We start from the raw sequence: 11,167 nt of genomic DNA on the forward strand, positions 1-11,167 counted from the left end.
TGCGGGGCATTACTGCATTCATGGGGGTGCTCGTTGGGTCCCAGTCCAACTTCGTTCTGGCCGGCCCCGTTCTGCGAGAGGTATTCGGCTCTGGTGAATTATTTGTGCGCTGTTCATGTTCTTTTGCTGCCGGTTATCTCGCATTGTCATCCGATGAAATGATTGTGGCGTGTCGATTGGTCCGCGAACTGAGACCGCATCTAGACTCGGCTCGTCGCGTGATCTCGCGCACTGCCTTCCTGAGATATTCCGACTGACTTGAACCGACGTTCCGAAACGTGCCCTATGCCTTCACATTTGCTGTCTCGCTCATGCTCGTTGCTTTCTTTTCAGCGGCTCCTTGTTCTGCCGTCGTCCGTGGGGTCGGGTGGCGCGGTCGGCTCCGCTCTCGATGAGGGAGTCCGCGGATGATCACTCGCTTGCGGATCTTGCGTGATGTCCGTATGCCGTCGCTGAGTCGCTCTGCCGGCGTCCCCGCCGACAGTGATGTGGCGCGGAGCTCGGTCGGACCGTGGTCTATATCGGCCAACGTCGTTGACGATCCGTGTGTCGACGATGCCTCTGCCCCTTCTGCCCACGACACAGGGTTGGACGAGGCTGATATCGAGTCAGATGCCGCTGCTGTGCCGGACCCTGATGTCGAGACGGCGTCCGACGTCGGCAGCTCGGATATAGGGCAGGAAGAGGCTGTCGAGAGGGTGAATTCCGCCGTGACGCCGGCCCTCAGATACCGGCGGCTGGCCGACCTCAGATATCGGCGCCGGCTTGTCACGCAGAATCCGACCGCTGGTACGGAATTGGTCGATCTTTCGGAAGGCGGTGCGCCGGAAGGCGATGCGCCGGAAGCTGATGTTCCGGACGGCGATGCCGCGCGAGCGGGCACGGCCGAGGTGTCGGTGGACTCGCATTCCGTCGAGCTCGCTCCAGCGAACGCAGCGAATGCGACGAGTGCGCCCGAGGGGCGGGAGCAAGCCGCACCACCGTTGGGTGCCGGACGAATCCGACGCGTTCCCGCGCTCGACGGATTACGCGGTATCGCGGTGCTTGTCGTCGTGCTCTACCACTTCTTCGGTGCGGCCGTGCCGGGCGGTTACCTCGGCGTCGACATCTTCTTCGTGCTGTCGGGTTTTCTCATCACGTCTCTGCTGGTGCGTGAGTACGGTGCCTCGGAACGTATTTCGTTGTCGCGATTCTGGACGCGTCGCGCGCGCCGCATTCTTCCCGCAGCACTTGCTGTGTTGGTGGTCTCCGTTGCTGTCGCTGGTGTGTTGGGTGGCGACATCGCGGTACAACTAGTGCCGCAGTTCGTCGGATCTGCGTTTTTCGTCAATAACTGGGTGCAGATTTCTCAGTCACATAGCTACTTCGCGAACACGACGCCGCAGATCTTCATGCATTACTGGTCGCTGGCGATCGAGGAACAGTTCTACGTCGTGTGGCCATTGCTGTTCGTGGCGATCATGGCGGCTGCGCGCGCGTTGCCGATGCGTCGACGCCTCTGGGTCGCAGCCGGGGTGGCCACTGTGCTGGCGGTGGGATCGGTCGTGGCGATGTGGCTGCTCCATGATCCCCATGCCGACCCGAGCCGGGTGTACTTCGGTACAGACACACACGCATTCGGGTTGTTGGTCGGGGTGATCCTGGCGCTTCTCGTGACGGCGCCGTCGCCCGCAGCACCCGATTCGTGGCCGCGGTTGGTGCCTGAGCGTGTCGTCGACCTGCTCGGCGCTACTCTCGCCCCGGTCGGTTTCCTCGCTCTGGTGGTGCTTTTCCTGGTGCTACCGGATACGTCGTCGTTCACGTATCAGGGCGGGCTGCTGCTGGCGTGCATTCTGGCCGCGGGGATCGTGCTCGATGCGATCCGGGGAAGAGGTCGCGTTCACCGACTGATGTGTCGTCAGCCGTTGCGGTACCTCGGTACACGGTCGTTCAGCATCTACCTGTGGCACTGGCCTGTCGTGGTGGTGCTGCGGCAGCTTTTCCATGCTGACCGAGTTCACTCGGGGACTCTGCCCGTATGGGTGATCGGACTCATCGCTGCCGTCCTGACGCTGGCGCTCTCCGAGGCGTCGTTCCGGTGGATCGAAACCCCGTTCCATCGCTTGGGTCTGCGTGGCGTCCTGAACTTGCTTGGTTCGCGCCAACGCACTGCTGCGCCTGCCCTTGCACTCGCCGCTGCCCTCGCTGTTGCTCTGTTCGCTGGTTCCGCACTGGGCACCAGCCCGGCAAAGTCACAGCTCGAGGAGCAACTCGACCAGCTTGCGCAGATGCAGAAGGCCAACGCCGCCGCGCTGCGGCACGCACCTCCTCCTCCGCCCGCGGCACCCGTTCCGACGCTTCCGCTCGGCGGTGAGATCACCGGAATCGGTGACTCGGTGATGCTGGCGTCGTCGATGGCGCTGACCAACCGGTTCCCGGGCATGTACATCGACGCGGAGGTCTCGCGCCACTACACCGGTGGCGAACCGATCATCGAGAACCTCGCCGCCGCCCGTCAGCTACGCAAATTCGTCGTCCTCGGGTTCGGTACCAACGGCCAGGCGTTCGACGGACAACTCGACCGCATCCTCGGCGAGATCGGACCAGGCCACCAGATCGTATTGCTGGTGCCGTACGGCCCGGTCGACGGTATCCCGCAGGCGGCTCGCCAGGTTCTGCAGTACGCGCCGCGGCACCCGAACGTCTACCTGGCGCCGTGGTGCCAGGCTGCCGCAAGTCACCAGCAGCTTCTCGGCGCCGACGGAGTGCATCCGTTCGGGCCAGGCACCTTCCTGTATGCCGATGCCGTCACCCAGGGGCTGCGGCAGGCAGTCACAGGAAAGCGTGATCTCAGTATCTCCTGCCCGATCTGACGGTATCTCCCGTCGCGTCCGAGGCGCGATCGAACCTGGGTCAGCCGGTGATCCATCGGCTGGCGGGGAGATAGCCTGCGACACCCTGCGGGTAGGCGCGGGCCAGAGCGTCGGCGAATCGGCGATTGCGATCGGCGGTACCGGCGGCCGTGTAGTGAATTCCGTCGGAGGCGAACTCGTTCGCTGGTGCACTGCCTGCCCAGTCGTAGACGGCAAGATTCGGGTAGCGCGCGAGTGCGGCGCGTAGTGCTGTGTTGAATGTTGCCATCGCCGCGGGGCCGAATGCCTGGTTCTTCGGATTCGACGTCGTGACCGTCGGCCACAACACGGGTTGACCCTTCAACGCGGACATGATGCGGTCGATCCGCGCGTCGGCGCTCACCGTGCTGCCGGATGAGATCGCCCCGGCGTCGTTGATGCCCATCGCGATCACCCAGCAGCCTTTCGAGCCAGAGCTGAGCAGTCCGGCGACTGCCTTCTCGGCGTCGGTCCCCGGACCTCCGACGACTGCTCGTCCGCTCAGCGCGTCGACCTTCACCGACGTCGCCCCGACTCGCCGGTACTGCGCCGACGCGGTGTCACTCGGACTCGGCAATGCCGATGCCTTGTCTGCGTTGACCGACGTCGAGTCGCCAACCTGGACGACCGAGGTGCAACGCGACGTCCCGTTGCCCGGTGAGGGCACCTTCGGGATGATGTCGCCGAGCCCCAGCTCCGACGATGAGCTGGGAAGCCCGGAGTCGGACAACAGGGAGTTGGCGAGCCCGCCCAACGCGCCGGCGATGTCATCTACGGGAGCGGCAGACGCGAAGGCCGGCGCACTCATTCCTGAGGCCACCACGACGCCCAGAGCGATCATGCCAAGGCGCTTGGATGCCGACCGAGAGGCCGTGCTCGACGAGAACTTGCGAACAACTTTAGTCACAGTAGTAACACTGAACACTTCTGTCCCATAAGCCGCAACCGCTGAAGGCAAAGTGTCATCGGCGCGTGATGTTCTCATCGATCGAGCGTGGTGACGAACCGGTTCAGTTCGAACCGGCACCGAGCGGTGCTCGGCTCCCGACCGTGACGACTTTCGCGGCGTCGTCCCGAGAGGCGATCGTCTCCGTCTGCGGGGCTCTTGGCGCGGCGTTGGTAGGTGCCTTCCTGGCAAGGACCGTGCTCAGCGCTGCGCGGAGAGTGGAGACCGGATCGTCGACCATCGCCAAGCTGCGCCACGCGACGTGATGGTCGGGTCGGACGAGGAGCGCACCATCGGCGCCGACCTCGCGCTGCTGTGTCCATTCCCGCAGGACGTCGTGGTACTCACAACCGACGCCGACGGCGCGGACGTCGAGTTCGATCCCGAATTCCTGTGCCACCTGTGCCGCCGCGGCACGCCAGTCATCGCCGTTCTCTCCGATGATCAGTGTGAGCGCACCGTGTCCCGTGATGTCGACGGTCGAGACGCGGCGTCGACCCTGCTCGACCCACGCGTGGGGCAGGCGCGCTCCCGGATGTGTCGTCGGCTGGTAGTAGAGCTCTGCGTCGCGGACGTTCTCGGGGTAATCGGTGCCGTCGTCGACGATGCACGTCGACGAATAGCGTTGTCCCAGTTCCACTCCGTGCGCGTTGAACTGATAGTTCTGCAGCGCGACGGCACTGTCGAGTTCGCGGCGTCGCTGCGCGCCGCGCTCGGTTCCGGAGAACAACTCGTCGAGCATCTTCCAACCGTCCTCCGCGGACTGTCCGGGCTCGAAGCCCAGGGCTTGCGAGATCGGCAGCATGTTGCGCACGCTCTCCATCGCGCGATCAACGACCTGTTCTCCGACGGGTTGGCGCTCCTGGGTGTAGGTGTCGAGGAGTGTCGGTTCGGCGTCGCCACGCAGCACCATCGCGAGCTTCCACGCGAGGTTGAAGGAGTCCTGCACCGACGTGTTGGTGCCTAGACCGTTCGCAGGCGGGTGCCGGTGAGCGGCGTCGCCTGCGAGGAAGACTCGACCCTTGCTGAACGTGTCGGCGATGACGTGGTTGATCTGCCATTTGCTGACGGCCTTGATCCGGATGTCGATGGAGTCGTCGCCGATGGTGGTGCGGGCCCGCTCGATGACCGCCTCCTCGGACGTGTCGGGTTCGCCGTCCTCGGGGTTGTACATGCACAGCAGCACCCATTCCGTCCACGGCTTCACGCAGATCCATGTGCCGCTGCCGACCCAGTAGTCGTTGCCGGGCTGCGCCATCCAGTAGAGCGTTCCAGGGCGATGGGCAGTGTACTGGGAGAGGTCTGCGTCGAGCCAGATGTTCATGGCGGCACCGAGGCCCATCTCTCCGCGCAGCGGAAACTCCAGCTGCTGCGCGACCGTCGAACGGCCGCCGTCGGCGCCGATCACATACTTCGCGCGTATCCGATACTCGGCGCCTGTCGTGCGTTCGCGCACGATGGCATCGACGTGATCGCCGGTGTCGGTCAGCGAGACGGCCTCCGTGTTGAACCTGATCTCCGCGCCGAACTCACGCGCCGCCTGCAGCAGTATCGGTTCGAGGATGTGTTGCGGAATGTTGCACATCTCCGTCGGACTCGATACCTCGTAGTCGGCGTGCCGCAGCGTCCCCGAGCCCCATGACTTCAGCCGGGCGATCTCGGTGCCCGCGAAGCTTGTCGCCCAGACGTTGTTGCCCATGTACTCGTTCGGCACGGCTGCGGCCCGCACGCGGTCGTCGATGCCTAGGTCGCGGAAGACCTCCATCGCACCCTGATTGGTGATGTGGGCGCGTGGTGAGTTCGCGGTGCCGGAGTAGCGGCTGACGGTCAGAGCCCTGACGCCGTACTCGGCGAGCAGTGCTGCTGCGGTCAGGCCTGCCGGCCCTGCGCCGACGATGAGGACATCTGTGGTGACGGTTTCCATCGGAGTCGACCTCCATGGTCGAAGTGCCGGCGTCGTGCCGGAGGCGTGGGAAAGGGTTGTGGATAGGGGTGGTGAGCTGCGTGTGCAGCGGGGCGGCCGGCCCTCAGGTGGCCGAGTGTGCGCCGGTCATCATCGCGGCCAGGTCTTCGGGAGCGAGGAAGCTCGGCGGAGGTGGCGGTCCCCAATTGAACAGTCCGCGAGCGCCTTCGAGATCTTCCGGCGTCCACAGCGCATCGTCGGGGATGCAATCCATGTCGGAGTAGTACTCGGAGAAGTTGCCTGCCGGATCCTTCAGATACCAGAAGAAGTTCGAGCCCGCGTGGTGTCGGCCGAGCCCCCATACGTGGCGTTCGGGGTTGCCCTCGAGCATCGCCGCGGCGCCACGCCCCACGTCGTCGATATCGTCGACCTGCCATGAGGTGTGGTGCAGGTAGGTCACCGGTGAGTTCATGACGAGGATGTTGTGGTGGTCTTGTGAGCAGCGCAGGAACGACCCGTGTCCCTTGATGTGGTCGCTGATCTTGAAGCCGAGTCCGTCGACGAAGAATCGGCAGGTTGCCACGTAGTCGGTGGAACCGAGCACCGCGTGTCCGAGCTTGTGCGGCTTGATCGCGTAGTCGCGGATCACGCCGGGTGCACGGCCGTACCGTTCGATGCGGCCTGGGCCGTTGTACGGAGTCGGTTCGACACGCTGTTGATTCAGTCTCGGCAGGACTCGCACGGTGGCGCGGAGATCGGCGACCGGCTCGTGGGCGGTCACTTCGTCGCCGTGCCGTTGTGCGAGAAAGCCTTTCGAGACGAGTTCGTGGTGGATGCGGTCGATGTCGTCGAGATCGTCAGCGCCGACCGACAGTTCGAGCAGTCGACGCGTCGGCGCGGCGACGATCCGCAGCTGTTCGCCACCCTCGGTGGTCGACAACCAGCCGTCCGAGGTCGGCGTCAGTCCGAATTCCGTGTAGTAGGCGAGTGTGTCATCGACATTCGGTACGCCCATCGTGACCGATGCGAGCCTGTGCAATGGCATCGTCGATCACCGCGTCTCTGCCGTGGCGACGAAGCGCTGCTCGATCTCGCCGATGTCGGCGATCCGAGAGGTGAGGACGTCGCCGTCGGTAAGGAATCGCTGCGGCGTTCTGCCCATACCGACGCCAGATGGTGTGCCCGTGAAGATGACGTCGCCCGGGAGGAGCGGCGTGATGTGCGACAGACGCGAGACCAGTTGCGGGACAGAGAAGATCATTTCCGACGTCCGGCCCTTCTGCATCTGTTCTCCGTTGACGTCGCAACTGAGCTCGAGGTCGTCGCGGTCGGCGAACTCATCCGGCGTGACGACGACCGGTCCCATCGGGGCGTAGCCCGGGTACGACTTGCCGAGACTGAACTGCGGTGGGTGCGCGTTGAATTGGGTTTCGCGGTCGGAGATGTCCTGGCCGATGGTCAGTCCCGCCACATGATCCCAACCGTCCGCTTCGCTGACACGATGCGCCGCACGGCCGATCACCGCGACCAACTCGACCTCCCAGTCGATCTTGGGGCCCGTCAATTCGACGACGCCGACCGGGCCCGCAAGCGACGTGCGGTACTTGGTGAACACGGGCGGGAAGTCGGGGACGTCGTACTTCGACTCCGCTGCGTGCTCGGCGTAGTTGAGGCCGATGGCGAAGACCTGCGCGGGCTCGGGAATCGGATTCTCCAGCGTGGCGTCGAAGACGCTGCCGTTGGTGGGGTCGATGTCACGGGCCCAGGCGGCGAAATCGTCCCAGGCGTCGTAGATCGCGGTGATCGACGGACCGAATCGTCCATCACTGGCCTTGGCGACGTCGATTGCCAGCCGGTGTCCGCTGTCGACCAGCACAGCGCGCTTCTCGAGAACTCCCAGACGCATGATCGCTCACTTCCTCGTATTGCTGCGCATCGATGCCAGGAGGTGATCGGTGTCACAGTCACTGATCTCTGGTCTACTCGCTCATATTCGTCAGTGCAAGATATTTTCGAAAATATGTCGATCAGGCACTGATCTGGACAAAGTGGGCTATGGTTGTGACCATGGCAACAGCGAAGGCGAAGCAGACGCGAGGCGACCTCGTCTACGCGCAGTTGCGCGGCGAGATCCTCGGCGGCCGTTATCTGCCGGGTGACCGACTGAAGTTCGGAGTGCTTGCCGCGGAATGTGATGCGAGCATGAGCGTGATTCGTGAGGCACTCACTCGCTTGTCGCTCGAGGGGCTTGTCACCAACGAACCCAACGTCGGTTACGCGGTCACCGAGATTTCCATTCCTCGTCTACGTGAGCTGACCGACGCGCGCCTCGAACTCGAGGGACTGGTGTTCGGCCGTGCCATCGGCGACGGCGACCTCGCCTGGGAGTCATCGGTCGTCGCTGCTCATCACCGGATGGTCGGTACGCGCTATCTCACCGACGACGATCCGGTCCGCGTGACCGATGACTGGGCCTTGGCGCACGCGGCGTTTCACCGCGCACTGCTCGACGGATGCGGGAACAAGAAGCTCCTACAGTTGGCCAACGGGCTGCGCGACGAGGCCGAGCTCTACCGCCGGTGGTCGCAGCCCCTTGGTCGGGAGAAGAATCGCGATCTCGACGGTGAGCATCGTCGAATGATGGAGTTGGCGCTCGCGCGCGACGCCGACGGCGCAGTGACCGCGCTGCGCGATCACATCGCGCACACCACGGAGTTGCTCGTCGAGAGCGACATCGCCGTGCACAGCGCCGTCACCATGTGACCGCTCTCGAAACCTAGCCGCTGTCTGCGTTCGACGAGACGGGCAGCGAGCGGGGAAGTGTTTCGCCCCGGAAGAACGCCGGCTGTCGCATGCGTAGGTAGAGCATCACGAAGAGTCCGAGCACCAGCAATCCGAAACCGATGTAGAAGACAAGTCCGACGCCGAATATCGAAGCGCCACTCCCGTTGTCGGGATTCATGCTCTCGCCGACCGAGATGACGAACACCACGATCAGTGCGGCACCGCCCAACAGCGGGAACAAGAACTTGAAGAAGAAGTTGTGCACGGATGAGAAGAGCTCGCGACGGAAGTACCAGACACACGCGAACGCCGTGATGCCGTAGTACCAGCAGATCATGATGCCCAGCGCTGCGATGGTGTCGATCAGAGTGCGCTCGGATAGGAGTGTCACCGCCGTGTAGAAGACCGCTGTGACGATGCCGGCGACGAGCGCCGCGAACGACGGTGACAGAAAGCGCGGGCTGATCTCGGAGAACTTCTTCGGGAAAGCTCCGTAGCTGCCCATGGCGAGCATGGTGCGTGCGACCGGCAGGAAGGTTGTCTGCAGGCTGGCGATCGACGAGACCAGGATTGCGGCGAACAGCAGGACGCCGCCCCATCGTCCGAGGATCGGATCGGCCAGTGCGCCAAAGACATTCTCGGCGTTGTTCTCGTTACCCAACCCGACCCCGTCGGTGCCAACGCCCGCATACATCATCACCGCGACCGCCACGAGTAGATAGGTGAGCAGGATCGACATCACGCACAGCAGCCCGGCACGCCCCGGGGTGCGTGTGGGATCTTTGGATTCCTCGCCGAGCGTGAGGCAGGTGTCCCACCCCCAGAAGGCGAAGATCGATCCGGTGAGCCCGACCGCGAACGCGGAGATGGTCAGTCCGGTAAAGGGATTGAACCAGTCGATGTCGAAATGCAGTCCCGCGGGCGCGGATCCGTCGGCGACCTTGACGAACGCGATGATTGCGAACGCGAACAACACGATGAGCTGAAAACCGACCAGCACGTACTGAAGTCGTTCGCTCGTGGTGATCCCGCGCATCGACACCCACGTGGCTATCGCGAGGAGCACCAGCGTCGTCAGGATGTTCACGAGCTTGTTGGTGCCGAGATCTGCGATCGACGGCTTGTCGAAGATCTGGGCGATGATCAGGTAGAAGAACTGCACGCCGATCGCCGCGAGATTCGACAACACGATGATGGTCGCGACGACCATGCCCCAGCCGCACATCCAGCCCACGTACGGCCCAAACGCCTTGGTGAACCAGGTGAACGACGCTCCGCAGTCGGGGGTGTCGGAGTTGAGTTCCCGGTAGGCGTAGGCGGTGAGGAACATCGGGATGAAACCGGCGATGAAGATCGCGGGCATCTTGAGGCCGACCGCCGCGACGATCAGTCCGATGCTCGCGGTGAGCGTGTAGCCGGGGGCCACCGTCGAAATCCCGAGGATGGCTCCCGAGAACACTCCGACTTTCCCCGACGCGAGTCCCTTGCTGTTCGTTTCGATGGTGACAGGGTTCGACGTGGCGGGGTTCGACGTGGCGGGGTCCGACGCGCCTGGGTCGGACGTGCTCGGGTGGGACGTGTTCGGGTCGGACGGCGCAGGGTCGGGCGATTCGGTTGGCGACGATGGGGACGAACTCATCTCTGCAGATCTCCGGTGTCAGGCGCCGCGGGGGACGACGATCATGGGAACGGCGAGCACCCGCAGCATCTTGGCCGCGGTGGACCCGAGGAACAGGTGGAATGGCTGTGCGAGCCGGCTCGAACCGACATAGATGAGGTCGCCCGGTTCCCAATCCAGCGACGCCGCAGCGTCTTCGACGGTCTTGCCGGTCGCGATGGCGGTGGTGACCGGATGCCCGTCCGGCAGGTCGGCGCGCGCCGCGGCGACGGTGCGCTCGAGGTGCTCGTTCACCACGCGGCGGGCCTCGGAATCCTTTGTGGGATCGCTCGAGAGGCCGTCGTCGACGGGCAGCAGCGACAACAATCGGAGCGGTACGTCGGCGGCCGTGCACGCCCGCGTCGCCGCCTGTAACAGCGCTTCGACACCCGGTCGTCGACCCACCGCGCACGTGATGCGCGTAACCGGCGAGACGATTTCGCGTAGGCCCCGGGGAGTCACCGCAACCGGGGTGGCCGAGGTGTGCACGAGATCGGTCACAACGGAACCGAGCGTGTGACGCCCGAGGATTCCGCCTCCTGACCCGCCGACGACGATCATCGACGAGTCCAGCCGTGTCGCCTCGATCGACAGGCCCTCGGCGGCGTTCTCATACTCGGCGACATAGCCTTCGCCGTCGACACCGTCGGGCAGTGTGCGCAGCGCTTCGTCGAGCCAGGTTGCGGCCTGTCTGTCCAGGATCTCCTGGAAGTCGCCCGGCGCCACGGCCTGTTCGGCTGGTGTGGACGGCGGCACCACCAGACAGATTTTCAGGTCGGCGTCGAAGGATTGGGCCAACTGTGCGCCCAAGGCCAGTGCATCCTCGCCGCCGGGGGTTGCGAGGTAGGCGACCAGCAGGTTGGGCCTGGGGTTGGTCATGGTGGTGCGCTCCGTTCGGTCGGCTCGGGAGGGGTGGCGCCAGCAGGGTACGAGCGGTTCGAAATTCACGGCAGTGGACTCACTGTGCGCTGGGCCACTTCCGGACGCACTGGCCAGAATGTCCTGCG

9 protein-coding genes are annotated in these 11,167 nt (G+C 64.4%); 3 read left to right on the forward strand and 6 right to left on the reverse strand.

Translation table 11 applies throughout. The annotated features are described in order from the left end of the window. Both B3T59_RS13500 and B3T59_RS13505 read left to right on the forward strand, forming a co-directional pair. Positions 1 to 257 (forward strand): hypothetical protein (locus B3T59_RS13500; protein WP_287003791.1); only part of this gene is annotated, 257 nt, incomplete at its 5' end. A 150-nt stretch (positions 258 to 407) separates the two neighbouring features. After that, positions 408 to 2,852 carry an acyltransferase family protein gene (locus tag B3T59_RS13505; protein WP_287003793.1) on the forward strand — a complete coding sequence of 815 codons (2,445 nt, stop codon included), beginning with the start codon at positions 408 to 410 and terminating at the stop codon, positions 2,850 to 2,852. Positions 2,853 to 2,892: 40 nt separating this feature from the next. Here B3T59_RS13505 and B3T59_RS13510 read toward each other — a convergent pair whose 3' ends face one another. The 4 genes from B3T59_RS13510 to B3T59_RS13525 form a co-directional block, all read right to left on the reverse strand. Continuing rightward, positions 2,893 to 3,777 (reverse strand): SGNH/GDSL hydrolase family protein, encoded by an 885-nt coding sequence (locus tag B3T59_RS13510; protein WP_231895142.1) that lies wholly within the window; start codon positions 3,775 to 3,777, stop codon positions 2,893 to 2,895. 103 nt (positions 3,778 to 3,880) lie between these two features. Then, positions 3,881 to 5,740 carry an FAD-dependent monooxygenase gene (locus B3T59_RS13515; RefSeq protein ID WP_287003795.1) on the reverse strand — a complete coding sequence of 620 codons (1,860 nt, stop codon included), beginning with the start codon at positions 5,738 to 5,740 and terminating at the stop codon, positions 3,881 to 3,883. Positions 5,741 to 5,843: 103 nt separating this feature from the next. Further along, positions 5,844 to 6,764, reverse strand: coding sequence for a VOC family protein (locus B3T59_RS13520; RefSeq protein WP_064864236.1), 921 nt, complete (start codon positions 6,762 to 6,764; stop codon positions 5,844 to 5,846). Positions 6,765 to 6,770: 6 nt separating this feature from the next. Further along, on the reverse strand, positions 6,771 to 7,625 hold the full coding sequence (locus tag B3T59_RS13525; RefSeq protein ID WP_064864238.1) for a fumarylacetoacetate hydrolase family protein: 855 nt from the start codon (positions 7,623 to 7,625) through the stop codon (positions 6,771 to 6,773). 161 nt (positions 7,626 to 7,786) lie between these two features. Here B3T59_RS13525 and B3T59_RS13530 point away from each other — a divergent pair, with 161 nt between their 5' ends. Then, positions 7,787 to 8,482 (forward strand): GntR family transcriptional regulator, encoded by a 696-nt coding sequence (locus tag B3T59_RS13530; RefSeq protein ID WP_064864249.1) that lies wholly within the window; start codon positions 7,787 to 7,789, stop codon positions 8,480 to 8,482. A gap of 13 nt (positions 8,483 to 8,495) precedes the next feature. Here the strand turns inward: B3T59_RS13530 and B3T59_RS13535 are convergent, their stop codons facing one another. Both B3T59_RS13535 and B3T59_RS13540 read right to left on the reverse strand, forming a co-directional pair. After that, positions 8,496 to 10,142 (reverse strand): APC family permease, encoded by a 1,647-nt coding sequence (locus tag B3T59_RS13535; protein ID WP_287003797.1) that lies wholly within the window; start codon positions 10,140 to 10,142, stop codon positions 8,496 to 8,498. A gap of 18 nt (positions 10,143 to 10,160) precedes the next feature. Next, positions 10,161 to 11,039: a universal stress protein gene (locus tag B3T59_RS13540; protein WP_287003798.1), complete on the reverse strand. Its 879-nt coding sequence runs from the start codon at positions 11,037 to 11,039 to the stop codon at positions 10,161 to 10,163. Positions 11,040 to 11,167 lie beyond the last annotated feature (128 nt).

The organism is Gordonia sp. UBA7860 (genome assembly GCF_002500165.1).
Classification (GTDB): domain Bacteria; phylum Actinomycetota; class Actinomycetes; order Mycobacteriales; family Mycobacteriaceae; genus Gordonia; species Gordonia sputi.